Origin of the sequence: Streptomyces sp. BB1-1-1 (assembly GCF_031597775.1) — a bacterium.
Lineage (GTDB): Bacteria > Actinomycetota > Actinomycetes > Streptomycetales > Streptomycetaceae > Streptomyces > Streptomyces thinghirensis.
In genome coordinates, this window is sequence record NZ_CP134203.1 from 6095421 (window position 1) to 6118526 (window position 23106).

The 23106-nt window shown below is 72.2% G+C and carries 21 protein-coding genes, 1 other RNA gene and 3 pseudogenes; 14 read left to right on the forward strand and 11 right to left on the reverse strand.

What is annotated here, in order from left to right; translation table 11 throughout:
- Nucleotides 1-25 precede the first annotated feature (25 nt).
- From RI578_RS27905 to rnpB, 3 genes and pseudogenes are all read left to right on the forward strand, one after another.
- Nucleotides 26-856, forward strand: coding sequence for an AraC family transcriptional regulator (locus tag RI578_RS27905; protein ID WP_310873640.1), 831 nt, complete (start codon nucleotides 26-28; stop codon nucleotides 854-856).
- Nucleotides 857-939: 83 nt separating this feature from the next.
- Nucleotides 940-1656: pseudogene (locus tag RI578_RS42735) on the forward strand (DMT family transporter); the annotation flags it as partial.
- 115 nt (nucleotides 1657-1771) lie between these two features.
- Nucleotides 1772-2185: RNase P RNA component class A (gene rnpB / locus RI578_RS27915), an RNA gene on the forward strand.
- Between the two features lie 24 nt (nucleotides 2186-2209).
- Here the strand turns inward: rnpB and RI578_RS27920 are convergent.
- A complete protein-coding gene (locus RI578_RS27920) occupies nucleotides 2210-3034 on the reverse strand; it encodes an HAD family acid phosphatase (RefSeq protein WP_310873642.1) in 825 nt (274 codons plus the stop codon).
- A 270-nt stretch (nucleotides 3035-3304) separates the two neighbouring features.
- Between RI578_RS27920 and RI578_RS27925 the strand changes: the two genes are divergently transcribed.
- Nucleotides 3305-4270, forward strand: a complete 966-nt coding sequence (locus tag RI578_RS27925; protein ID WP_310873643.1) for a hypothetical protein — start codon at nucleotides 3305-3307, stop codon at nucleotides 4268-4270.
- Nucleotides 4271-4279: 9 nt separating this feature from the next.
- Nucleotides 4280-4441, forward strand: coding sequence for a hypothetical protein (locus RI578_RS27930; protein WP_310873644.1), 162 nt, complete (start codon nucleotides 4280-4282; stop codon nucleotides 4439-4441).
- Between the two features lie 135 nt (nucleotides 4442-4576).
- Here RI578_RS27930 and RI578_RS27935 read toward each other — a convergent pair whose 3' ends face one another.
- Nucleotides 4577-5626: an LLM class flavin-dependent oxidoreductase gene (locus tag RI578_RS27935; protein ID WP_310873645.1), complete on the reverse strand. Its 1050-nt coding sequence runs from the start codon at nucleotides 5624-5626 to the stop codon at nucleotides 4577-4579.
- A 338-nt stretch (nucleotides 5627-5964) separates the two neighbouring features.
- Between RI578_RS27935 and RI578_RS27940 the strand changes: the two genes are divergently transcribed.
- Both RI578_RS27940 and RI578_RS27945 read left to right on the forward strand, forming a co-directional pair.
- Nucleotides 5965-6963, forward strand: coding sequence for a glycoside hydrolase family 11 protein (locus RI578_RS27940; protein WP_310873646.1), 999 nt, complete (start codon nucleotides 5965-5967; stop codon nucleotides 6961-6963).
- Nucleotides 6964-6998: 35 nt separating this feature from the next.
- Nucleotides 6999-7766, forward strand: a pseudogene (locus tag RI578_RS27945) (polysaccharide deacetylase family protein); the annotation flags it as partial.
- A 67-nt stretch (nucleotides 7767-7833) separates the two neighbouring features.
- On the opposite strand, the gene RI578_RS27950 reads toward RI578_RS27945, so the two are convergent.
- A complete protein-coding gene (locus tag RI578_RS27950) occupies nucleotides 7834-8178 on the reverse strand; it encodes a MazG-like family protein (protein ID WP_310873647.1) in 345 nt (114 codons plus the stop codon).
- A 45-nt stretch (nucleotides 8179-8223) separates the two neighbouring features.
- Nucleotides 8224-8766, reverse strand: coding sequence for a DoxX family membrane protein (locus tag RI578_RS27955; RefSeq protein WP_310873648.1), 543 nt, complete (start codon nucleotides 8764-8766; stop codon nucleotides 8224-8226).
- 120 nt (nucleotides 8767-8886) lie between these two features.
- On the opposite strand from RI578_RS27955, the gene RI578_RS27960 reads away from it, so the two are divergent.
- A complete protein-coding gene (locus tag RI578_RS27960) occupies nucleotides 8887-9213 on the forward strand; it encodes a nuclear transport factor 2 family protein (protein WP_310873649.1) in 327 nt (108 codons plus the stop codon).
- A gap of 274 nt (nucleotides 9214-9487) precedes the next feature.
- Here the strand turns inward: RI578_RS27960 and RI578_RS27965 are convergent, their stop codons facing one another.
- Nucleotides 9488-10279 (reverse strand): SDR family oxidoreductase, encoded by a 792-nt coding sequence (locus RI578_RS27965; protein WP_310873650.1) that lies wholly within the window; start codon nucleotides 10277-10279, stop codon nucleotides 9488-9490.
- A gap of 132 nt (nucleotides 10280-10411) precedes the next feature.
- Here RI578_RS27965 and RI578_RS27970 point away from each other — a divergent pair, with 132 nt between their 5' ends.
- On the forward strand, nucleotides 10412-12064 hold the full coding sequence (locus RI578_RS27970; RefSeq protein ID WP_310873651.1) for an alkaline phosphatase D family protein: 1653 nt from the start codon (nucleotides 10412-10414) through the stop codon (nucleotides 12062-12064).
- Here the strand turns inward: RI578_RS27970 and RI578_RS27975 are convergent.
- On the reverse strand, nucleotides 12051-13088 hold the full coding sequence (locus RI578_RS27975; RefSeq protein WP_310873652.1) for a Gfo/Idh/MocA family oxidoreductase: 1038 nt from the start codon (nucleotides 13086-13088) through the stop codon (nucleotides 12051-12053). The two genes, RI578_RS27970 and RI578_RS27975, sit on opposite strands and share 14 nt — an antisense overlap.
- A 105-nt stretch (nucleotides 13089-13193) precedes the next feature.
- Between RI578_RS27975 and RI578_RS27980 the strand changes: the two genes are divergently transcribed.
- From RI578_RS27980 to RI578_RS28000, 5 genes are all read left to right on the forward strand, one after another.
- A complete protein-coding gene (locus tag RI578_RS27980) occupies nucleotides 13194-14531 on the forward strand; it encodes a multidrug effflux MFS transporter (protein ID WP_310873653.1) in 1338 nt (445 codons plus the stop codon).
- A gap of 11 nt (nucleotides 14532-14542) precedes the next feature.
- Entirely contained in the window at nucleotides 14543-15667 is a 1125-nt protein-coding gene (locus tag RI578_RS27985; RefSeq protein WP_399063200.1) for a serine hydrolase domain-containing protein, read from the forward strand.
- A gap of 632 nt (nucleotides 15668-16299) precedes the next feature.
- A complete protein-coding gene (locus RI578_RS27990) occupies nucleotides 16300-17322 on the forward strand; it encodes a small ribosomal subunit Rsm22 family protein (RefSeq protein ID WP_310873655.1) in 1023 nt (340 codons plus the stop codon).
- A 137-nt stretch (nucleotides 17323-17459) separates the two neighbouring features.
- On the forward strand, nucleotides 17460-18110 hold the full coding sequence (locus RI578_RS27995) for a TetR/AcrR family transcriptional regulator (RefSeq protein WP_310873656.1): 651 nt from the start codon (nucleotides 17460-17462) through the stop codon (nucleotides 18108-18110).
- Between the two features lie 106 nt (nucleotides 18111-18216).
- Complete coding sequence (locus RI578_RS28000; protein ID WP_310873657.1) at nucleotides 18217-18948, forward strand: bifunctional DNA primase/polymerase; 732 nt, start codon at nucleotides 18217-18219, stop codon at nucleotides 18946-18948.
- 20 nt (nucleotides 18949-18968) lie between these two features.
- Here the strand turns inward: RI578_RS28000 and RI578_RS28005 are convergent, their stop codons facing one another.
- The 5 genes and pseudogenes from RI578_RS28005 to RI578_RS28025 form a co-directional block, all read right to left on the reverse strand.
- The gene (locus RI578_RS28005; RefSeq protein ID WP_310873658.1) at nucleotides 18969-19970 is read right to left on the reverse strand and encodes a hypothetical protein; all 1002 of its coding nucleotides are present in this window, start codon (nucleotides 19968-19970) and stop codon (nucleotides 18969-18971) included.
- Nucleotides 19930-20067 (reverse strand): annotated as a pseudogene (locus tag RI578_RS28010) (iron transporter); the annotation flags it as partial. The gene RI578_RS28005 and the pseudogene RI578_RS28010, both read right to left, overlap by 41 nt.
- Before the next feature lie 3 nt (nucleotides 20068-20070).
- Nucleotides 20071-20937: a heme ABC transporter ATP-binding protein gene (locus tag RI578_RS28015; RefSeq protein ID WP_310873659.1), complete on the reverse strand. Its 867-nt coding sequence runs from the start codon at nucleotides 20935-20937 to the stop codon at nucleotides 20071-20073.
- Nucleotides 20934-22031, reverse strand: coding sequence for an iron ABC transporter permease (locus tag RI578_RS28020; RefSeq protein ID WP_310873660.1), 1098 nt, complete (start codon nucleotides 22029-22031; stop codon nucleotides 20934-20936). Before RI578_RS28020 ends, RI578_RS28015 begins: the two co-directional genes overlap by 4 nt.
- Entirely contained in the window at nucleotides 22028-23062 is a 1035-nt protein-coding gene (locus RI578_RS28025) for an ABC transporter substrate-binding protein (protein WP_310873661.1), read from the reverse strand. The genes RI578_RS28020 and RI578_RS28025 overlap by 4 nt, the downstream gene beginning before the upstream one ends.
- Between the last annotated feature and the right edge of the window lie 44 nt (nucleotides 23063-23106).

A 23106-nucleotide genomic window follows, 5' to 3' on the forward strand; every position in this document is an offset into this window, starting at 1 on the left:
CCGTTGGGGCAGGGGGTGGGGAGCGGTGGACGCGCGTGAGCAGGCAAGGTGGACCAGGGCCCGGCTGGGAACGGACGGCCCGCCCCTCGACCTCCTCACCGCCCGCTTCGACCGCCACGTCTACGCCCCGCACGCCCACGACGAGTTCACCGTCGGCGTCACCGTCGGCGGCCTGGAGGTCATCGCCTACCGGGGCGGGCACATCCACTCGGGCCCGGGATCGATCGTCGTCCTGGAACCCGGCGAAGTGCACACCGGCGGCCCGGCAGCCCCCGACGGCTACTCGTACCGCGCCCTGTACGCGGCCCCGCACCTCCTCACCGACGGCACGCGCGGCACCCGCCTCCCACACTTCCGTCAGCCCGTTCTGGAGGACCCGGAACTCGCCGCCGCCCTGCGCGCCGCGCACACGGACCTGACCCGCTGCCCCGACCCCCTGGAGGCCGAGTCCCGCCTGCCCTGGCTGCTCACGGCCCTGACCCGCCGCCACTCGGTGGCCCGCGCGACCGACGACACGGTTCCCGGCGCCGACCGCATCGCACGCGTCGTACGCGACCGCCTCGCCGACGAACTCCTCGCCCCGCCGTCCCTGGCAGCCCTCGCCACGGACCTCGGCCTGTCCCGCTACCAACTCCTGCGCGCCTTCCGTACGACGACGGGAATCCCGCCGTACGCCTGGCTCGCCCAGCACCGGGTGGCCAGAGCACGCGGGCTCCTGGACGCGGGCCTGCGCCCCGCCGAGGTGGCGGCGCTGGTGGGCTTCGCCGACCAGGCGCACCTGACCCGCTGGTTCCGCCGCGTACTGGGCGTGACCCCGGCGGCGTACCGCAACAGCGTTCAAGACGGCACCGCCTGACCCGGCCGAGACTCGGCCGCATGACTGCACGCGGCTGGTTTCTGTTCTCCCTGATGGGAGTGGTCTGGGGCGTCCCCTACCTGATGATCAAGGTGGCGGTGGACGACGTGTCCCCGTCCGGAGTGGTGTTCACACGCTGTGCGCTGGGCGCGCTGCTCCTGCTCCCCTTCGCGTTGCGCCAACCGGGCCTGGTCCGGAACGTGCGCACGCACTGGAAGGCGATGCTGGCGTTCGCGGTCATCGAGATCATCGGTCCCTGGTACACCCTGACCGACGCCGAACGTCACCTCTCCAGCTCCACGGCGGGCCTGCTGATCGCGGGCGTACCGATCGTCGGCGTCCTGCTGTCCCGCTTCTTCGGCGCCGCGGAGTCGCTGGGCACCCGCCGCGTCACGGGCCTGGCCCTCGGTCTCGGCGGCGTCGGCGTCCTCACCGTGCCCCACCTGACCGGCGGCGACGCCCTTTCCCTGGCGGAGGTGACGGTCACGGTCATCGGCTACGCCACGGCCCCCCTGATCGCCGCCCGCCACCTCAAGGACGTCCCGACGCTGCACCTCATCACGCCCTGCCTGGCCCTGGCCGCCGTCGTCTACGCGCCGGCGGCCGCCGCGACCCGCCCGGCGGCCCTGCCCCCGGCCGACATCCTCGCCGCCCTCGCCGGCCTCGGTGTCGTCTGTACCGCGGTGGCCTTCGTGGCCTTCCTGGAACTGATCAAGGAGGCCGGCCCGATCCGTGCGTCGGTGATCACGTACGTCAACCCGGCGATCGCGGTCGCGGCCGGTGTCCTCTTCCTGGACGAACCCCTGACCGCGACCGTCCTGGCCGCCTTCGCCCTGATTCTCACCGGCTCGGTCCTGGCCACGGCCACCACGTCGAAGCCGCGCTCACGCCGGGTACCATGGTCCACACGGCAGACGAGCCGGGCGGGCGGCCGCGTGGAGTCCCTTGCGGGACTTCCCGAGGAACGTCCGGGCTCCACAGGGCAGGGTGATGGCTAACGGCCACCCGGGGTGACCCGCGGGACAGTGCCACAGAAAGCAGACCGCCGGAGGCTTCGGTCTCCGGTAAGGGTGAAACGGTGGTGTAAGAGACCACCAGTGCCCAGGGCGACCTGGGCAGCTAGGTAAACCCCACCCGGAGCAAGGTCAAAAGGAGACGCCTTCTCGGAAGAAAGGGCGTCTCTGCGCGGACGTACGAGGGCTGCCCGCCCGAGTCCGCGGGTAGACCGCACGAGACCGGCGGCAACGCCGGTCCTAGATGGATGGCCGTCGCCGGCGGGCCCGCGAGGACCCACCGGAACAGAACCCGGCGTACAGCCCGACTCGTCTGCCTCCCGTATGTGCCCGTCGACGGTCAGTCGACGAAGTACGACGGGTTCGGGAGTTTGTACAGCTTGTCGGCGTAGCCGCCCTTGAGGTCGGAGTACTGGTCGCCGAAGCTGCCGATGATGTCGTAGCCGGTCGACTCGATGTACTTCCGGGTGCCCGCCTTGTACTGCACGGTGGTGCAGTTCCAGTCCTCGGCGGTGGCGCAGCCGCCCAGGTAGGACGGCGGATCGGCCTTGTTCTTGAAGAACGCGTGATCGGCGTCGAGTTCGGCGTCGACGCCGACCTTGGTGAGGTTCTCGATCGCGGCCTCGCGCTTGTCCTCGGCGAGACCGGTGAGGAAGAAGACCGCGACGCCGTGGTCCTTGGCGTATTCGATCAACCCCGGCACACCGAAGACGGCCGGGCGGTCGGCCCGTTCCACGTACGCGTTCCACGTGGCGTCGTTGTACGTGTAGTTGGTGCGCTTCTCGTAATCGATGCTGAGCAGCACGGTGTCGTCGATGTCGAGGACGATCGCGGGTCGGTCGCCCTCTGTCCTGCCGGAAGTGGCCGCCTGGCGCTTGATGTCGCGCTTGGCCTTGGCGAGGACGTCGGCAACGTCCTTGGCGTAGTCGCTGTCCGCGGACGCTCGGTAGACGCCTCCGTCGTCCTGGGTGATGCCGTAGTAGGCGTCGATCTCGGCGACGAGCTGGCCGATGTTGGGGGGTTCGTTACCGCTTCTCGCCTCCGTGATCCTGGAGGAGGGGGCGCCGATGTCGGTACCGGCGTTGGCGATGCCGGTGCCCCACAGGGCTCCGCCGGCGAGGGCGCAGGCGGTGGCGATGCTCGCGGCTCTGAAGGACTTTCGCATGGATGATGTCTCCGGGTCCGGCCTGAACGGCCATGAGGGCAGGGCGTACCAGGCGGCAGGGAGACGGCCTGCGCACCAGGTCGCCCTATGTCTACGCGCGTCACCTTCAAGGTGGCAAGGCTCTTTGCCCATCGTTTACGCCACGGCTCGGTGGCTGCCTGGACTGCCCGTCGGTCACGTGGTCGTGCCTCTTGCGGGGAGGTCGGGCGGGCCGCTACGTTCCCGGCCATCTCGATCATCTACGCGCGTCGCCTCGCCGGGGAGAGCTCCATGAGCATGAGTAAGGCCGTCCTGACCACCCTCGCTGTGCTGGGTACGGGAGTTGCTGTGGCCGCCCCCACGGAAGTGACTGCCGCCCGCACAAGTGGCGCGCCGGCGCTCGCGGCCACCGGATGGCAGCAGGTCGGACATGACATGAGGAGCGGCATCGGCGGACTCGCCGTCACTTCGCATGCGGGCGGCACCTACCGCGCCCTGATCGCCCTGGACAACAAGCGCCCCGGAGAGCAACGCATAGCCCAACTCACCCATCGGCATGGCGGACCCGGGCGCGCGGTCGTTGTGCGGCCACTCGACTGGAGGGGCGGTGCCGAGCCGATCGACCTGGAGACGCTCGAAGCGGTGCCGGGCACCACCGACGAATATCTGGCAGTGGCGAGCCGGGGCCTCGTCTACCACCTCAAGGCCGACGACGACGGGGACGCGGTCGAGGTCCGCGATCTCTCGCCGCTCCCGGCGATCGGCCAGGGCGACAACTTCGAGAGCTTCGCGCTCGTTTCGCGGCACGGCAAGCTGGCGGCGGTCTGGGCCGACCGCGGCGAGGGCGACGACCGGGCAGCGACGCTCTACGCGGCACCGCTCTCGTTCAACAAGTACGGGGAGTCGGTGTTCGGCTCCGTGACGAAGGCCGTCTACCGGGCGCCGTATCCCACAGGTGACGTCCGGCACACCTCCGACATCTCCGTCACCGACTCGGGCAGGCTGCTGATCGCCTCGGCGTCGGACGAGGGGGACGACGGGCCGTTCGACTCGGCGGTGAACGACGCGGGCTCGGTGTCGCTCGACCGCTCGGGCCGAGTGCGGCTCACGGTGGCCAAGTCGCCCGAAGTCCTACGGAAGTTCAAGGGCCACAAGGTCGAGGCCGTGCACTGCGTGCCCGGCTCAGGTGTCGCGGTCCTCGGCACGGACGACGAGAATGCGGGCGGGGCGGTCAGGACCGCTCGTATCTGTGACTGATCACCGGGCATGCTGGTGGCCGTCGTGCTGGTGGTCGTCCCGCTCCTGGCCGCGGGAGCGGGCGCCGCGGCGTTCCTACGCGTGGTGCGGCGTGGCCGTGTCGCGCAGAGGCTGCTGGAGGCGTGGTCGAAGCTCGACCGCTTGTGGGTGTGGTCGGCGCGGGCGCGGTGATCGCCACCACCGAACCCGGAGCGTGGAGGGGGCAACCCGTACGCCTCATCGACGTCGGGCCCTGACGTCGGAGTCTCCCCTCCCCGCTGCCCTCCGTGCGGTCACCTCGGACGAGTGGTTCGACGAGTTCCCAGCTCAAGCGAACGCCGGCATGATCCGCTCGTGAATGAGCCGCAGCTGCGTGTTCACGTCCGCCGCCCCCGCCAGGTCCCGCCCGGTGAACGCCTTCACCAGGGTGCGGTCGGTGATCGCGCAGATCATGTGGTTCACGCCGCTGGGAGCGATGTTCCGCTCGATCTTCTCCAGGCACTCCTCGGGCGTGCCCGCGACGGAGAGGCGGTCGGCGATTCCCGGGGTGGTGAGTTCGATGCCGCGGGCCAGGTCGCCGGTGCCGATCGCGTCGATGACCGGCTTCAGCTCGGCCGGGTCCACGCCGTTGCGCAGCAGTTGCTCCTCGGGCATGGAGGACGCGTAGATGCCGACCATGCTGCGTGCCGCCTCCTTGGCGGCCGCCGAGTCGGGGCCGGTCGCGAAGACCACCCAGGCGCCGATGTCCAGGGAACGCCAGTCCTTGCCGGCCCGCTCGGCGCCCGCCCGGATGTGGTGCACGGCGTAGTCGTAGGCCTCGCGGGTGTAGCTCAGGGCGTGGTGGCAGCCGTCGGACAACTCCCCGGCCGCTTCGAAGGACTTCGGCCCGCGCATCGCGCCGAGCTTCAGCGGCACCCGGCTCTGGACGGGGCGGGCGAACGTGAACAGGCCGTCGTAGGAGAAGAATTCGCCGTCGTGCGTGATGGCGCCCTCGTCGAGGAACGTGCGCATCACGTGCAGGGCCTCCTTGACCCGGGAGAGCGGCCTGGTGCGGGCCCAGTCGATGCGGTACTGGGCGAGGAGGCCGAAGTTGCCGCTGGACAGGACGCCTTCGGCGCGGCCGTCGGAGAGTTCGTCGAGCGTGGCGAGGGCCTGGGCTATCAGGGTCGGTTCGCGCAGGGTCACCGGGGAGACGCTCGGGCCGAGGCGGATGCGGCTGGTGCGGCCGGCGGCCGCGGCGAAGAGCAGCCAGAGGTCCTTGTGCCAGGTCTCGTCGGCGGCGTAACAGGCGTAGAAGCCCAACTCGTCGGCCAGTTGGATGGACTCCAGGGAATCGGCCAGGGGGTAGTCGGGGAGCATGGCGTAGCTGAACTTCACGGGCGCACCTTCCGGTGTGGGAAGCGGTGTGCGGCTGGTGTTCTGCCTCCCCGAGGATCTGTGGTCCCGCCTGCCGTTGTCCAGAGGACCTCAGTTCGTCGAAACATTCGGTATGGATTACTTCGATTTCTGATCATGACGTCGCGAGCCCTGTGATCGGATGTGCTGTTCTGTGTGTATGGCTGGTTTGAGCTGCACTTAATGCCGATGTGTGAGCCGTGTGGCAGCGCGAAGGTTTCGAAAGATTTACCGAAACTGTTGACGCCCGACAGGTGCGGGCCAACACTGGCGCCGTTGTCACACCCCCACGGGACCCCCACGGAGAGGAAGCACCCGTCATGAACGTGCTCGTCCGACCCGGGCGTCGCAGAAGCGGCCCGGTCACGCTGCTCGTCAGAAGTGCGTGGGCCTTCGCGCTGGCCGCCCTGGCCGCGCTGATGCTGCCGGGCACCGCCCACGCAGGCACGGTCGTCACGACCAACCAGGAGGGCACCAACAACGGCTACTACTACTCGTTCTGGACCGACAGCCAGGGCACCGTCTCCATGGACATGGGGTCCGGCGGCCAGTACAGCACCTCGTGGCGCAACACCGGCAACTTCGTCGCGGGGAAGGGCTGGAGCAACGGCGGGCGCAGGACCGTGCAGTACTCGGGCACCTTCAATCCGTCCGGCAACGCGTACTTGACCCTCTACGGGTGGACGTCGAACCCGCTCGTCGAGTACTACATCGTCGACAACTGGGGCACCTACCGGCCCACGGGCGAGTACAAGGGCACCGTGACCAGCGACGGCGGCACCTACGACATCTACAAGACGACTCGCTACAACGCGCCCTCCGTCGAAGGCACCCGCACCTTCGACCAGTACTGGAGCGTGCGGCAGGCCAAGCGGACCGGTGGCACCATCACCACCGGCAACCACTTCGACGCGTGGGCGCGGGCCGGGATGCCGCTGGGCAACTTCAGCTACTACATGATCATGGCCACCGAGGGCTACCAAAGCAGCGGCAGCTCCAACATCACCGTCGGCGGCACGGGCGGCGGCGGTGGTGGCGGCGGCGGTGGTGGTGGTTGCGCCGCGACCGTGTCCGCTGGGGAGAAGTGGGGGGACCGGTACAACCTCGACGTCTCGGTGAGCGGGGCGAGTGACTGGACCGTGACGATGAACGTGCCGTCCCCGGCGAAGGTCATGTCCACCTGGAACGTCGACGCGAGCTATCCCAACGCGCAGACGCTGACCGCCAAGTCCAACGGCAGCGGCAACAACTGGGGTGCCACCATCCAGGCCAACGGCAACTGGACCTGGCCGACGGTCTCCTGCAGCGCCGCCGGCTGAGCCCGGGGCACGAGGAGTGAGGAGGACCTACTCGTATGCGTACTCGTATGCGTAGCGGAATCACCCGTCCCGCGTTACGTTCCCTGGTCGCCGGCTGTGCCGTCGCCGCGCTGGCCGCCGCGGGTACCGTCGCCGCCGACGCCGCCCCGGCGCGGACCGCCGCCTGCAACGGCTACGTCGGACTCACCTTCGACGACGGCCCCTCCGGCAGCACGCAGGCCCTGCTCGACGCGCTCAAGCAGAACGGGCTGCGGGCCACGATGTTCAACCAGGGCCAGTACGCGGCCCGGAACCCGTCCCTCGTCCGGGCACAGGTCGACGCCGGCATGTGGGTCGCCAACCACAGCTACACCCACCCCCACATGACCCAGCTCAGCCAGGCGCAGATGGACTCCGAGATCTCCCGGACCCAGCAGGCCATCGCGAGCGCGGGTGGCGGTACGCCCGAGCTGTTCCGGCCGCCGTACGGCGAGACCAACGCGACCCTGCGGTCGGTCGCGGCCAAGTACGGGCTGACCGAGGTGATCTGGGACGTCGACTCGCAGGACTGGAACAACGCCAGTACCGACGCGATCGTGCGGGCCGTCTCCCGGCTGGGCAACGGCCAGGTCGTCCTCATGCACGACTGGCCGGCCAACACCCTCGCGGCCGTGCCGCGCATCGCGCGGACCTTGGCGGACAAGGGGCTGTGCGCCGGCATGATCTCGCCGCAGACCGGACGTGCCGTCGCTCCCGACGGGAGTGGCAACGGCGGTGGCGGTGGGGGTGGTGGCGGTGGGTGCGTCGCGACGGTGTCCAACGGCAGCGGCGACAACACGGGCTGACCCGCACCGCGTGTGTCCGGGCCCGGGAACGCCCCGGGCCCGGCACTCACGTACCGGACGACAGCGACCGCCCCGCCACCCGCGCCAGATGCCGCGCGAAAACCTCCCGTGCCTCCGGCGTCAGCGTCCGCAGTACCACCAGCGCCGTGATCACCACGTCGCACAACTCGGCCTCGACGTCGTCCCACGTGTGGGTGATGCCCTTGCGGGGGTTCTGGCCGGTCGCGCCGATCACCGCCTCGGACACCTCGCCGACCTCCTCGGACAGCTTCAGCATGCGCAGCAGGAGGCCCTCCCTGCCGCTGACGGACTCGTCGGCCTCCAGCCACTTCCACAGGTCGTCGACGGTGTTCCAGAGGTCGCGGGGCGTGTCGCCGTGGTCGTCGCTCATGCGGGGCAGCCTGCCATGGAGGGCGGTCCGGTCAAGACCGGTGCGTCAGTCGAACAGGGGTTCCTGCTCCCCTTCCGCCGCCTTCCGTACCCGCTTGTTCCGGGCTCCCACCACGACCGCCGTGGCCGCCGCCGTCGCCGCCAGGGCGGCCGGGACCATCCAGTTCCGGTTGACCGCGTGGCCCAGCGCGTGGTCCAGCGAGAGGCGGCCGGGGCCCGTGACCGCGAGGCCGGCGGCGGTCAGGCCGAGGGACACCGCGTACTCGTAGCCGCCGGCCTGGGCGAAGAAGCCGTTCGGGGCGTGCACCGCCGCGGCGCCCACCATCGCGCCGGCCGCCGCCGCGCCCGCGGCCGGAGTGGCCAGGCCCAGTGCCAGCAGCGTTCCGCCGCCCGCCTCCGCGAGGCCGGCCGCGGTGGCGCTGGCCCGGCCCGGCGTGTAGCCCATGGCCTCCATGGCCTGGCCGGTGCCCTCGATGCCGCCGCCGCCGAACCAGCCGAGCAGTTTCTGCGCGCCGTGCGCGGCCAGGACGCCGCCGGTACCCAGGCGGAGCAGCAGCAGCCCGAGATCACGCCGGTCAGTACAGTTCACGTCGACTCCCTCGCAGGCGGTGGCGGCTCACCTCCCCACCGTCGCCCGCCCGCGCCGCGCGGGCCCCCCACGGGCGCCGTTCGGGTGGCGGGGGCGCGGAGCCGGTGTGACGCTGCCGCCATGACGATTCAGACCACGCGACTCAGCGACCCGGCCGTCCGCGCCTTCGTCGCCGCCGTCAACGCCCACGACCGCGAGGCCTTCCTCTCGCTGCTCGCCCCGGACGCCACCATGGCCGACGACGGGGACGACCGGGACCTCGGCCAGTGGATCGACCAGGAGATCTTCTCCTCCCACGGCCACATGGAGGTCGACAACGAGTCGAACGGCGGTCGTGCCCTCATCGCCCGCTACAGCAACGACACCTGGGGTGAGATGCGTACGCGGTGGGACTTCACCGTGGACGAGGCGGGCCGGATCGCGCGGTTCGAGACCGGGCAGGCGTAGCGCGTACTCGCGTGATCTGCGCGGCAGCCGTTCCGCCCACCGGTGTGTATCCCGCGGTCCCACGCGGGGTCCACCCCCAGCCGGTGCGGCGGGACGGCTGCCGCCTCCCCCCTCGGTATGGCCTGCGGATCGCCCTGAGCGTTACGGAAGACCAACGCTCCAAGTGTGAAGCTCTCGTGAAGGAGAGTTGAGCATATGTCCGCCACCGGCTGCAATACTGCGGACTCTTATATTCCGATTGTGTGAATCGACGCGGTGGGCCCAGCCGCGGGGCTCAGCCGCGTCCCACGTACGGCATCGCCGTCGCCATGACCGTCGCGAACTGCACGTTCGCCTCCAACGGCAGCTCCGCCATGTGCCGCACCGTGCGCGCCACGTCGGCGACGTCCATCACGGGCTCGGGTGCCGTCTCCCCGTTGGCCTGGAGCGCGCCGGTCTGCATGCCCGCCGTCATGTCGGTCGCCGCGTTGCCGATGTCGATCTGGCCGACCGCGATGCCGTAGGGGCGGCCGTCCAGCGACAGTGACTTGGTCAGGCCCGTCAGCGCGTGCTTGGTTGCCGTGTACGCCACCGAGTGCGGGCGCGGCGTGTGGGCCGAGATCGAGCCGTTGTTGATGATCCGGCCGCCCTGCGGGCGCTGCTCCTTCATCTGCCGGTACGCCGCCTGCGCGCACAGGAACGCCCCGTTGAGGTTGGTGTCCACCACGTGCCGCCAGGCCTCGTAGGGCAGCTCCTCGACCGGCACGCCGCCCGGGCCGAACGTCCCGGCGTTGTTGAACAGCAGGTCCAGCCGCCCGAAGCGGTCGCGTACGGCGTCGAACAGGGCCGCCACGTCCTCGGGGCGTGACACGTCGGCGCGGACGGGGAGTGCCGACGCGCCGCCCGCGGGGGCCTGTGCGGCCGTCTCCTCCAGCGTCTCGACGCGTCGGCCGGCGAGGGTCACCGACCAGCCGGCCGCCAGCAGTTCGACGGCGACCGCCCGGCCGATGCCGGATCCGGCGCCCGTGACGACGGCCACTTTCTGTGCGCCGACGTTTTCCTCGTCGGCGGTTCTCACGGTGTTCATGAGTCGGCAGCGTACGCGTGGCGGATCATGCGGATCTCATCCGTCCGACATGGGATCGCCATGTCCGCGCCAAGCCAGGGTCGTCCCCGGCCATTCGAATGCCCCATGCAACCACTGCATGGGGAGGAACGGATGACACCCGCGAACCACCAGGCCCAGTCCCAGCCCTCGCACGCGCCCGAACTCCGCGCCGCCGCCCGCCACCTGGGCCGCCGCCGCTTCCTGACCGTCACCGGCGCCGCCGCCGCGCTCGCCTTCTCCGTGAACCTGCCGGCCGCCGGCACCGCGAGCGCCGCCGAACTCGACGCGGCCCGGCTCACCGACGACCCCTTCACGCTCGGCGTCGCCTCCGGCGACCCGCAGTCCGACTCCGTCCTGCTGTGGACGCGCCTGGCCCCCGCCCCGTACCAGGCCGACAGCGGCCTGCCCGCCAAACGCGTCGACGTGGGCTGGGAACTCGCCCTCGACGAACGGTTCCGCCGCGTCGTCAGACGGGGCAAGGCCACCGCCCACCCCGAGTTCCACCACACCGTGCACGTCGAGGTCGATCACCTCGCCCCCGGCCACGTCTACTACTACCGCTTCCGCGCCGGCCGCTGGGTCAGCCCGGCCGGCCGCACCCGCACCGCGCCCGCGCAGCGCAGCCGGGTCTCCGACCTCACCTTCGGCGTGGTCTCCTGCCAGAAGTACGACGAGGGCTACTACACCGCGTACAAGCACCTGGCCCAGGAGGACGTGGACGTCGTCTTCCACCTCGGCGACTACCTCTACGAGTACGCCGTCGACGACGTCGCCGGCCGGCGCGCCTACCCGGCCGGCACCCTGCCCTCCCTGTTCGAGCGCGAGACGGTGACCCTGGAGGACTACCGCCTGCGGTACGCCCTCTACAAGTCGGACCCCGACCTGCGGGCCGCGCACGCCGCGCACCCGTTCGTCGTCACCTGGGACGACCACGAGACCGAGAACAACTACGCCGACGAGACGCCGGAGAACAGCGTCCCGCCGGAGGAGTTCCTCATCCGCCGGGCCGCCGCCTACCGGGCCTACTGGGAGAACATGCCGCTGCGCCGCCCGCAGCTGCCCGACGGCGCCGACCTGAAGCTCTACCGCCGCCTGCACTGGGGCCGGCTGGCCCAGTTCGACGTGCTCGACACCCGCCAGTACCGCTCCAACCAGGCCTACGGCGACGGCTGGCAGTTCCCCGGCCCCGAGTCCGAGGACCCGAGCCGCACGCTGACCGGCGACGCCCAGGAGCGCTGGCTGATCAACGGCTGGCACCGGTCGGACGCCCTGTGGAACGTGGTGCCCCAGCAGGTCACCTTCTCGCAGCGGTACAACATGACCACCACCCCGTCCAAGGTCTCCATGGACTCCTGGGACGGCTACCCGGCCTCCCGCGAGCGGGTGCTGGCCGGCGCGCAGGCCGCCGGCGTCGAGAACCTCATGGTCCTCACCGGCGACGTGCACGTCTCCTACGGCTTCGACATCAAGCGCGACTTCTCCGACCCGGACTCCCGGACCGTGGGCACCGAGATCGTGACCACCTCCGTCACCAGCGGGCGCGACGGCTCGGAGAAGCCGTCCAACTGGGACACGCTCATGGCCGCCAACCCGCACCTGAAGTTCTTCAACGGGCGGCGCGGCTACGCGACCGTGTCACTCGGCCGGGAGTCGGCGCGCGCCGACTTCAAGACCGTGTCCCACGTGACCACGCAGGGCGCGCCGCTGACGACCGCCGGGTCCTTCGTGACGGAGGTGGGGGAGCAGGGGCTCAAGCCGGCGTGACCTCGCGGTCGGCGGCCGGCTCGTCGCTCTCCTCGCCGGGGTAGCGGACGCCGACGCGGTCCCGGATCGCGTCGAGCGTCCGCATCACGGCCAGGGTGCCGTCGAGCGGGACCAGCGGGGACTCGGTCTCACCGGCGCGCAGGGCGCGCATCACCTCCCGGGCCTCGTGCTTGAGGCTGGCCCGGGGGCCGTCGCCCGGGTCGGCCCGGAACTCCTGCGGGTCCTGGCCGTCCCGGTGCAGCACGAAGTGGTCCGGGAAGAAGAAGCCGTACGGGACGTCGATGCGGCCCTTGGAGCCGGTGACCGAGGCGGAGTTGGGCGTACCGCCGGTGATGGAGCAGTGCACCGAAGCGAGAGCACCGCTCTCGTAGGAGAGCAGTGCACCCGTCTGGAGATCGACGCCCTCGTCGGAGAGCACCGCTCGCGCCGCGATGTCCGACGGCTCACCCAGCAGCAGCTGGGCGAACGACACCGGGTACACACCCAGGTCGAGCAGCGCGCCACCGCCCTGCGCGGGGTCGCGCAGACGGTGCGCGGGCGGGAAGGGGCCCGCCAGCCCGAAGTCCGCCTGGACGCTGCGGACCTCGCCGATCGCGCCTTCGTCGACGAGTGCCTTCAGACGTCGTACCAGCGGGTTGCAGTACATCCACATCGCTTCCATCAGGAAGCTGCCGCCCTGCCGGGCGAGCGCGACCAGCTCCGCCGCCTCGCGCGCGTTCAGCGTGAACGGCTTCTCGCACAGCACGTTCCGCCCCGCCTCGAGACACAGACCGGCGGCCGTCCGGTGCGCCGAGTGCGGCGTGGCGACGTACACCACGTCGACGTCCTCGTCCCGCGCCAGCGTCTCCCAGTCGCCGTACGCCCGCGGTATCCCGAACCGCTCCGCGAACGCCTTCGCCGACGCCTCCGTCCGCGAGGCCACCGCCACGACCTCCGCGTCCGGCAGATCGACCAGATCCGCCGTGAACGTCGCCGCCATCCCACCGGTCGCCAGAATCCCCCAGCGCACCTTCTGCCCGGTCACCGCTGACACCCTGCCCCACCCTCGCTCAGGTTGTTCGAGTCTGTTCGTTCAAGTCCGTACGAGCTGAGAGCATAGGTGGCGGATCTGTCGAAGAGGGAGGGGCACATGCCCGAGCGCGGGCCGTCCATACCGCACACGTCACCGGACACCACACTGAAGACCTCGAAGCCTGCACAGGCGGCCGGACCGGAAACGGGACCGGCCGCCCGCTCGCTGCGCGCCACCCGCCGCACCGGCCTGCTCGTCACACTCATCCTCGGCGGCCTGACCGCCACGCCGCCGCTGGCGATGGACATGTACCTCCCAGCGCTCCCGGAGGTCACCCGGTCCCTCCACGCGCCCGCCGCGACCGTCCAGCTCACGCTCACCGCCTGCCTGGCCGGCATGGCGCTCGGCCAGCTCGTGGTCGGACCGATGAGCGACAGGTGGGGCCGCCGCCGCCCGCTCCTGGCCGGTCTCGCCGTCTACGTCGTCGCCACCGTCCTGTGCGCGTTCGCGCCCACCGTCGAACTCCTCGTCGCCTTCCGGCTGGCGCAGGGACTCGCGGGCGCCGCCGCGATCGTCATCGCCCGTGCCGTCGTCCGGGACCTGTACGACGGCGTGGCCATGGCCCGCTTCTTCTCCACGCTCATGCTGATCTCCGGGGTCGCGCCGATCGTCGCGCCGCTCATCGGCGGGCAGATCCTGCGGGTGACGGACTGGCGGGGTGTGTTCGCCGTGCTCACCGTGGTCGGGGTGGTGCTGGGCGTCGTCGTGTGGGCCAAGCTGCCCGAGACGCTCCCGGAGGAGGAGCGGCACGCGGGCGGGGTCGGCGACACCCTGCGCGCGATGCGCGGGCTGCTCGCCGACCGCGCCTTCACCGGGTACATGCTCGCGGGCGGCTTCACCTTCGCCTCGCTGTTCGCCTACGTCTCGGCGTCCCCGTTCGTCATCCAGGAGATCTACGGCGCCTCCCCGCAGACGTTCAGCCTGCTGTTCGGCCTCAACTCGATCGGCCTGATCGTCGTCGGGCAGATCAACGGCAAGGTCCTGGTCGGCCGGGCCCGGCTGGACCGGGTGCTGGGACTCGGGCTCCTCGTCGTCATCGCCGCCGCGACCGCCCTGCTGCTGATGACCCTGGGCGTCTTCGGCGAGGTCGGCCTCGTGCCGGTCGCCGCCGCGCTGTTCGTGCTGATGTCCGCGATGGGCATCAGCATGCCCAACACCCAGGCGCTCGCCCTGATGCGGGTCAAGAAGTCCGCCGGCTCCGCCTCCGCGCTGCTCGGCACGTCCTCCTTCCTCATCGGCGCCATCGCCTCCCCGCTCGTGGGGATCGCGGGGGAGGACACCGCACTGCCGATGGCCGTGGTCCAGCTGGCGTCGGCGCTGGTGGCACTCGCCTTCCTGGTGGGCATGTGTCGTCCTGTCACGGGACGGACGACGGGCGAGGGAGAAGACAGCTGAGCGTGCCGAGACTGCGCAGCGACACCCCGGAGCGGGCCGGACTCGACCCCGGGCAGCTTCGCCGTGTCGTCGAAGAGGTGCACGAGCTCACCAGCGGCGAGCGGCCCTGGGCGGCGGGTGCCGTGGTGGCCGTCGGACGCGGACCCGTGCTCGCCGTCGAGGAGGCGGCGGGCTGGGCCGTGCGCTACGCGTCCTACGATCCGCGCACCGACACGGGCGTGGAACTGCCCGCCCGCTCCCGGGTGCCGATGACCGTCGGCACGCCCTTCGACCTGGCGTCCCTCACGAAGGTGTTCACGGCGGTCGCCGCCGTGCAGCAGATCGAACGGGGCACGCTCGGCATCGACGCCAAGGTCGGGGCGTACCTGCCGGACTTCCGGGCCGCTGCCGCGCACGGCGTCACGGTGCGGCAGCTGCTCACCCACACCTCCGGGCTGCGGCCCGAACTCCCGCTGTACGACTGCGCCGACGACGAGGAACGACTGCGGTGGCTGCGCGCGGAGCCGCCGGTGGGGGTGCCCGGCACGTACTGCTACTCGGACCTGAACATGCTGCTCCTCCAACAGGTCCTGGAACGCATCACCGGCCGTGGCCTCGACGTCCTCGTCCACGACGGGATCACCCGGCCGCTGGGCATGACGGCGACACACTTCGGGCCGTGCCCGGGGGCGGCGGCGACGGAGGACCAGCGCAGGCCGTGGGCGAAGGCGGACCGGGGGATGCTGCGGGGCGTGGTCCACGACGAGAACGCGTGGGCGCTGGGCGGAGTGGCCGGTCACGCGGGACTCTTCTCGACGGGGCGGGACCTCGCGGTCTTCTGCCGTGCGCTGCTGGCGGGCGGCTCCTACGGGCCGGCGCGGATCCTCGGGCCCGATTTCGTGGAACTGCTCCTGACCGAGCCGGGGCTCGGGTTCGCCCTGGACCAGCCGTGGTTCATGGGCGAGCTGGCGGGGCGCGGGGCGGCCGGGCACACCGGGTTCACGGGCACGATGCTGGTCCTCGACCGGGGTACGGACACGTTCGCGGTCCTCCTCGCCAACACGGTTCATCCGCGCCGCCGCGCCCCGGACAACGGGCCGCGGGCGGCGCTGGGGACGCGGGTGGCGCGGGCGGTGCGGGCGGTGCGGGAGATCTGAGCGGGGTGCGGGCGCGGGTGCGATGCCTGCGGCGGCCTGTGCGGATTCGGTGGGGGTGCGCGTAGCGCGTTCTGTTTCGTTGTGGGTCGGGCCGCGCCGGGGGGTGTCCGTCCTCGGAACGGCGCGGAATCGGTTGGCCGCAGTGGTGCGGGGCGTTGACGCGCCAACCGCTGCGGGCGAACACCCCCCGACACGTCCCTCCTCGCCGTACGCGGCTTCCCGCCCCAGCTGCGGGCAGTCGTACGCCGCCCCCCTAGCTGCGGGCAGTCGTACGCCGCCCCCCTAGCTGCGGGCAGTCGTACGCCGCCCCCTAGCTGCGGGCAGTCGTACGCCGCCCCCTAGCTGCGGGCAGTCGTGCCGCTGGGGCGGCACGGGTGGGCGCAGCGGCACCCCGCAGCGCCGGGCCGCGTCACCCACCCCCGGCCCACACCCACGCCGGGCACCCCGCCAGCGCCGGGCCGTGTGACCGACCTCGCGCCCGCACTCACGCCGGGCACCCCGCCAGCGCCGGTCCGCGCGACCCACCCCGCGCCCACACCCACGCCGGGCACCGTACACAGCAGCGCCGGGCCGCGCGCCCGCACACCGCCACCCCACCCGCCCCGCCCCGCCCCGCCCCGTAGAATCGCCGGGTGAACGACCCCGCCGCCCCCGCCGACACCCTGCGCGTCGCTCTCGCCGACCTGGTCGACGGGCTGCCGCCCCGGCAGGCCGCGCAGGCCGTTGAGCGGCTGATCGCCAACTATCGCGGGGCCACCCCGACCGACGCCCCGATCCTGCGGGACCGCGCGGACGTCGTCGCCTATGCCGCGTACCGCATGCCGGCGACCTTCGCGGCGGTGCGGTCGGCGCTGGCGGCGTTCGCGGACGCCGTGCCCGGGTGGGTGCCCGGGAGCCATGTCGACGTCGGTGGCGGGACCGGCGCGGCCACCTGGGCGGCCGGCGCCACCTGGGGCGGCGTTCGTCCGGTGACCGTGCTCGACTGGGCCGAGCCCGCACTGGCCCTCGGCCGGGAGATCGCCGCCGCCCACCCGGCCCTGCGCGACGTACGTTGGCAGCGCTCTCGGATCGGAGCGGCGCTCACGATCGAGAGCACTGATCTCGTCACCGTCTCCTACGTGCTCAACGAGCTGACCGGCGCCGACCGCGCCGCCCTCGTCGACGCCGCCGCCTCCGCCGCGCAGGCCGTCGTGATCGTGGAGGCCGGCACCCCGGACGGGTACGCCCGGGTCATCGAGGCCCGCGACCGGCTGATCGCCGCCGGGTTCCAGGTCGCCGCCCCCTGCCCGCACAGCGCCGCCTGCCCCATCGTCCCGGGCACGGACTGGTGCCACTTCGCTGCGCGGGTCAGCCGTTCCTCCCTGCACCGCCAGGTCAAGGGCGGCTCCCTCGCCTACGAGGACGAGAAGTTCAGCTATGTCGCCGCCACCCGGCTCCCGGTCGACCCCGCCCCCTCCCGGGTGATCCGGCGTCCGCAGATCCGCAAGGGGCAGGTGCTGCTCGACCTGTGCGAGCCCGACGAGCAGCTTCGCCGCCGGACGGTCACCAAGCGCCACGGCGACCTGTACAAGGCCGCCCGCGACGCGGACTGGGGGGATCCCTGGTCCCCGCCGGAGCCGGGGCCGGGGCCGGAGACCGATCCGCCTACGCGGTAGGGGTGTTCATCCCGCACGATGCCTCGTCCCGCTCACCATGCCTCGTCGCTCGCGGGCTCGCCTTCCTGTGTCCGCCGCCGCTGCCGCGCGGGCTGTCGGCGAGACGTACCGTCTTGTCAACCTGGTAACTTCGAGACATGGCCGCTCAGAAACCAGCCCACGCCCCGACTCCCGCGCCCGACAGGCCGCACCCCGACGCCACCCGTCGCAGCCAACGGTCCCGTCAGGCCATCTACGACGCCGCTCTCGCCCTCGTCGCCGAGGTCGGCTACCCCAAGACCACCATCGAGGGCATCGCCGCCCGCGCCGGTGTCGGCAAGCAGACGATCTACCGCTGGTGGACCGCGAAGGCCGACGTCCTGCTGGAGGCCTTCCTCGACCTGGGCGAGCGGGCCGTGCAGGCCGCCGGTGAGGAGGCGTACGCCATCCCGGACACCGGTGACGTCGCCGCCGACCTCAAGGTCGTGCTGCGCGCCACCGTCGACGAACTGCGCGATCCGAAGTTCGAGGCCCCCTACCGCGCCCTGGCCGCGGAAGGCGTGGTCAACGAACAGCTCGGCCGGGAGTTCGTCACCAGGCTCCTGGAGCCGTCGCTCCAGCTCCACGCCGACCGGCTGCGCGCCGCCCAGGAGGCCGGTCACGTGCGACCGGACATCGACCCGCGCATCGGACTGGAACTCTTCGTCTCCCCGCTCGCCCAGCGCTGGCTGCAGCACACCGGGCCCATCTCCCACGCCTACACCGACACGCTCGTCGACTACGCGCTCCACGGGCTCGCTCCGCGATGACCAAAGAAGCCTGACCAGGGAAGTTTGTCCCTTCCCGACCCCGAAGCGCCGAATGGTGCGACCATAGGGCATGCTGGTGCGCACGACGGCGAGGCGAAGGGGATAGATGAGCGCGGAGTTCGGCGGTCGGAGCGGCCTGCAGGGCAAACTCTCCCAGTGGCTGCGCGGACGCCGCCCCAAGGAGGCCGCCGGTGACGGTGGCCGGGAGGACCTGCTGCTCGCCGCCGCCGGTGCGGGACTGCCCCTGGCGCCCGCCGCGCACCCGGCCGGATACCGCTGCTCGTGCGACCGCGTCGGCTGTCCCACCCCCGCCCGGCACCCGGTGTCGTTCGCCTGGCAGACGCAGTCCACCACCGACCGCGCCCAGATCGAGCGCTGGGCCCGCCACCAGCCCGAGGCCAACTTCATCACCGCGACCGGCATGGTGCACGACGTCCTCGACGTCCCCCTCCAGGCCGGTCGCGAGGCGCTCCGGCGCCTGCTCGACGCCGGTATCGAGGTCGGCCCGGTCGCCGAGAGCGACGACGGCCGCATGCTGCTGTTCACCCTCACCCGGGGCACCCCCGAGGAGGAGGACGAGTGGTGGCCCTGCGAGCTGGACTGCCACCCCGAGACGATGGACGAGCATCCGGGCCTGCGCTGGCACTGCCGCGGCTCCTACGTCCTCGTACCGCCCGCCCGCCTGCCCGGCGAGGACCGGACGGTGCACTGGGTACGCGGCCCGGAGCATCCGCTGCCGGACCCGTTGACCCTGCTGGAGATCCTCACCGACGCCTGTGCCCGGCACATCGGCGAGGAGAGCGACCACGCGGGCACGGCCTGGCCCTCGCGCCGCTGACCGACCACGGCCACCTGCCGCTACTCGCCCTTCGCCGACGTCAGACCCTGGACCCGCCCGAGGACCGACACCTGTCCGTCCCCCGCGCCCCGCGCCGGGTCGAGCGCGATCCCGTTGGAGACGAACTCCATCGTCAGCGACTGCTTGATCTCGCCGTCCGTCAGCGCCAGTACGTCCTTGTTCGGCGTCGGCACCGACGCGCCCTGCGCCGAGGTCTGCTTCTCGAAGTGCCGCGTGGTGAAGAACACCAGCGCCCCACCGTCCTCCGTGCGCAGCGCCAGCGGCGCGTAGTCGCCGTTCGTCAGCGGCTCGTCGATGTACTGCGTGACCAGGCCGGGACGGATCGACCGCTTCTCGCGCAACTCCCGCCAGGAACTGGTATGGGCGCCGTCCGCGAAGGTCTTCCCGCCGTCCTTCAGATACGTCGTGTAGTCCTTGCTCAGGTCGGCCGGCGGAACGGCCAGGTCGGTGGAGTTCGCGGGGACGGCCTCGGCCCAGCCGTCCCGGTCGGTCTTGAACTCGGGCATCTTGTCGGGCGCGACCAGCGTCAGGTACGCCGCCTGCCAGGTCTCCTCCAGGCCGTCCCGGGTGAAGACCAGCAGCCAGCGGGCGTCGCCGCCCTTGTTGGCCTTGGTGTCCGCGACGAACCAGCGCGGCCAGCCCGCCTTCTTCGGGATCGTGAACTTCGCGTCCGTCAGCTCCAGCGGCGTGTGCGACGGGTTGCCGTCCGGGTTGTTGGCCCGGCCCGCCTCCAGCCGCGCCGAGTCGATGGCGGCGAGGGCGCCGGTGGTGTGATCGGCGTCCAGGGAGGGGTCGTACGCCTTGTCGGCCGCGTTGTAGGCGGAGGTGAACTGCTGGAGGGCCTTCGTGGCCTCGGCCCGCGTGGTCGACGGGAGCACCTCGCGCTCGCCGTGCACCACCACGCATCCGCTCGCCGTCAACGACAAAGCGGTCGCCGAGGCCGCTATCAGCGCGCTCCGGTCAAGCCTGCGGGGCCAACGAGGGCCGCGATCCCTGCTCATCAGGTTCCTTCACCTTCCCCTTCCCGGAGGCGAACCCTACCGGGGCGAGGTGGCGTCCGGACGCCGGGACCGGGTACAGCGGCCACACCGTGATCTCACGTCACGGCTCGCGCCTCGGGACGACCAGCGGCGCCCCCGTGCGCGGGTGCGGCAGTACCTCCACCGGCTGGTCGTAGACCTCGGACAGCAGCCCCTCGGTGAGGACCTCCGCCGGCGGCCCGTCGGCCGCGACCCGGCCCGCGCGCAGGATCGCGACCCGGTCCGCGTACGCCGCCGCCAGTGAGAGGTCGTGCAGTACGACGGCCACCGCGTCCCCGGCCCGCGCCCGCTCCCGGCACAGCCGCAGCACCAGCTCCTGGTGCCGCAGGTCCAGTGCCGCGGTCGGCTCGTCGAGCAGCAGCAGGGGAGCGCGCTGCGCGAGCACGCGGGCGAGCGCGACCCGGGCCCGCTCGCCGCCGCTGAGCGCGGAGAACGGCCGCCCGGCGAAGCCGGTCACCTCCGTGCGCGCCATCGCCTCGGCCACGGCCGCGTCGTCCTCGTCCGCCAGGTCGCTCCCCGCCCAGGGCGCCCGGCCCATCCGGACCACCTCCTCGACCGGGAACGGGAACGACAGCGACGCGGACTGGGGCAGCACGGCCCGGCGCAGCGCCAGTTCCGGCGCGGACCACTCCGTCACCGGGCGGCCGTGGACGCGTACGACCCCCTCGGCGGCCGGGACATCGGCGGCCAGCGCCCCCAACAGGGTGGACTTGCCCGCCCCGTTGGGGCCGACCAGGGCGAGCACCTCGCCCGCCCGGACGGTGACGGCCACGCCGTCGAGGACCGGTCGGCCGCCGAGGTGGACGTGCAGGCCCTCCGCCTCGGCGAGGACGTCGCCGGGCGCGGCCGGGGGCGGCGGCACCGGGCGGGACGGTACGAGGCGCAGCAGCCCCCTGGCATTCACGGTCCTCGTGTGCGTGCCTCTCATGCCCAACCCCCTTGCCTGCGCCGGGTGCGGCGCAGCAGCCAGAAGAAGAACGGGCTGCCGAGCAGCGCCGTCAGCACCCCGAGCGGCAGCTCGGCGGGCTCGGCGACCGTGCGGGCCGCCAGGTCGGCGGCGAGCAGCACCAGCGCGCCGAGCAGCGCGCTGCCCGGGATCAGGAACCGGTGCCCGGGGCCCGCCACCATCCGCAGCAGGTGCGGGACGACCAGTCCGACGAAGCCGATCACCCCGGCCACGCTCACGGCCGCCGCGGTCAGCAGCGCGATCACCAGGACGAGTACGACCCGCAGCCGCTCCACGTCCACGCCCAGGTGCCGGGCCGGGCGTTCGCCGAGCGCGAGGAGGTCGAGGCGACGGGCGTGGAGCGGGGCGAGCCCGAGTCCGAGCGCCGCGCAGGGCAGTACCGCGAGCACCTTCGGCCAGGTCGCCTGGGCGAGCGAGCCCAGTTGCCAGAAGGTGATCTGGTTGACCGCCGCCGTGTCCGCGAAGAACAGGAACAGCCCGATCAGCGCCCCCGCGAAGGCGTTCACCGCGATGCCCGTGAGGATCAGCGTGACGACCTCCGTACGGCCGCCCGAGCGGGACATCGCGTACACCACCAGGACGGTGACCAGGCCGGAGGCGAACGCGAAGACGGACACCGTCCAGTTGCCGAGGAAGTTCAGGCCGAACGCGATGGCGGCGACCGCGCCGACCGCCGCGCCCGAGGAGACGCCGATGACGCCCGGCTCGGCGAGCGGGTTGCCGAACACGCCCTGCATCAGCGCGCCCGCGCAGCCGAGCGAGGCGCCGACGAGCAGCGCCAGCACGATCCTCGGGAACCGCACGTTCCACAGCACCGACTCGGCCACCCGGTCCAACTCCGTACCGCCGAGCCCGCTTCGGTGCAGCAGCGAGCCGAGCACGTCGCCGACCGGGATCGGGTAGGCACCGGTGCCCGCCGCGACCGGTACGAGGAGCAGGAGGCCGGCGACCAGGGCGGCGGTCAGCAGCCAGGCGGCGGTGCGCCGGCCGCGGGGCGGGGGAGGGGCCGGCTCGGCGGGCGCCCCGGGGCGAACCGGCTTGTCCAGTACGGTCACCGGTCGCCGTCCCCGTAGAGCTGGGCCACGACCGACTTCAGCACCTGGTCGGTGCGCGGGCCGTAGTTGAGGAGTACGCCGTCCTCGACCGAGACGATCCGGCGGTCCAGTCCGGCCGGGGTCTGGGCGACACCGGGGATCTTCACCAGCCCGTCGACGCCGCCGACCGATTCGAGTCCCTTGCTCATCACGAGGATCGCGTCGGGCGCCGCCTTCACGAGCGCCTCGCTGGTGATGGCGGTGAAGTCCTTCTCCAGGCCCGAGGCGGCCCCGGCGTCCACCGCCCCGGCCGCCTCGATCAGCGAGCCGGCGCCGGAGTCCTTGCCGCCGATGAGGTAGACGGAGGCCGAGCCGCGCAGGTACAGGAAGGCGACGCGGGGCCGGTCGCCGTGGGAGACGTCCTCGACGTCCTCGCGCACGGCGGCGATCCGGTCCTCCGAGCGCTGTGTCAGTTCCGTCCCGGCCGCCGGTACGCCGAGCGCGTCGGCGACCGCCCGGATGCGCGGGCCCACGTCGTCCAGGCCCCCCGCCGCCTCGACGAACAGCACCGGCACACCGGCGGCGCGGATCTGGTCCACGGCCTCCTCCGGCCCGGTGGTGGTCTCGGCGATCACCAGGTCCGGCCTGAGCGACAGCACGCTCTCGGCGGAGACGTCGTGGCCCCGGGTGACCACGGGGAGTCTCGCCGCCTGCTCGAAGGTGGCGGTGACGTCCCGGGCGACGACCCGGTCGCCGAGCCCGAGCGTGAAGACGATCTCGCTGAGGCTGCCGGAGAGCGGGACGACGCGCTCGGCCCGTTCCACCGTCACCTGCTCGCCGTCGGCCGAGCGGACGGTCACGGGGAGCTTCGGCTCGGGTGTCTTCGCGAGCGGCTCGACCCGGTCGGCGACGGGGTCCGTCGCCGCGGCGGCCCCCGAGCCGGTCCCGGCGTCGGACTCCGCCTCGGCGGAGCCCGCGCATCCGGTCGCGCTCAGGGTCAGGGCGAGCACGGACAGCAGTGCTCCCGCCAGTCGGTTCCGCAAGCGTCGCACGGTGGTGTCCGTTCCTCTCTTCGACCGCCAGTATCAGTCGGCTA

Bases quoted from the DNA above. Each gene is read 5' to 3' on its own strand.
- RI578_RS27980 (WP_310873653.1), top strand. From the start codon at position 13,194: ATGCCCGAGCGCGGGCCGTCCATACCGCACACGTCACCGGACACCACA.
- RI578_RS28000 (WP_310873657.1), top strand. From the start codon at position 18,217: ATGAGCGCGGAGTTCGGCGGTCGGAGCGGCCTGCAGGGCAAACTCTCC.
- RI578_RS27995 (WP_310873656.1), top strand. From the start codon at position 17,460: ATGGCCGCTCAGAAACCAGCCCACGCCCCGACTCCCGCGCCCGACAGG.
- RI578_RS27960 (WP_310873649.1), top strand. From the start codon at position 8,887: ATGACGATTCAGACCACGCGACTCAGCGACCCGGCCGTCCGCGCCTTC.
- RI578_RS27925 (WP_310873643.1), top strand. From the start codon at position 3,305: ATGAGCATGAGTAAGGCCGTCCTGACCACCCTCGCTGTGCTGGGTACG.
- RI578_RS28015 (WP_310873659.1), bottom strand. From the start codon at position 20,937: ATGAGAGGCACGCACACGAGGACCGTGAATGCCAGGGGGCTGCTGCGC.
- RI578_RS27940 (WP_310873646.1), top strand. From the start codon at position 5,965: ATGAACGTGCTCGTCCGACCCGGGCGTCGCAGAAGCGGCCCGGTCACG.
- RI578_RS27950 (WP_310873647.1), bottom strand. From the start codon at position 8,178: ATGAGCGACGACCACGGCGACACGCCCCGCGACCTCTGGAACACCGTC.
- RI578_RS28005 (WP_310873658.1), bottom strand. From the start codon at position 19,970: ATGAGCAGGGATCGCGGCCCTCGTTGGCCCCGCAGGCTTGACCGGAGC.
- RI578_RS27970 (WP_310873651.1), top strand. From the start codon at position 10,412: ATGACACCCGCGAACCACCAGGCCCAGTCCCAGCCCTCGCACGCGCCC.
- RI578_RS27920 (WP_310873642.1), bottom strand. From the start codon at position 3,034: ATGCGAAAGTCCTTCAGAGCCGCGAGCATCGCCACCGCCTGCGCCCTC.
- RI578_RS27930 (WP_310873644.1), top strand. From the start codon at position 4,280: ATGCTGGTGGCCGTCGTGCTGGTGGTCGTCCCGCTCCTGGCCGCGGGA.
- RI578_RS27965 (WP_310873650.1), bottom strand. From the start codon at position 10,279: ATGAACACCGTGAGAACCGCCGACGAGGAAAACGTCGGCGCACAGAAA.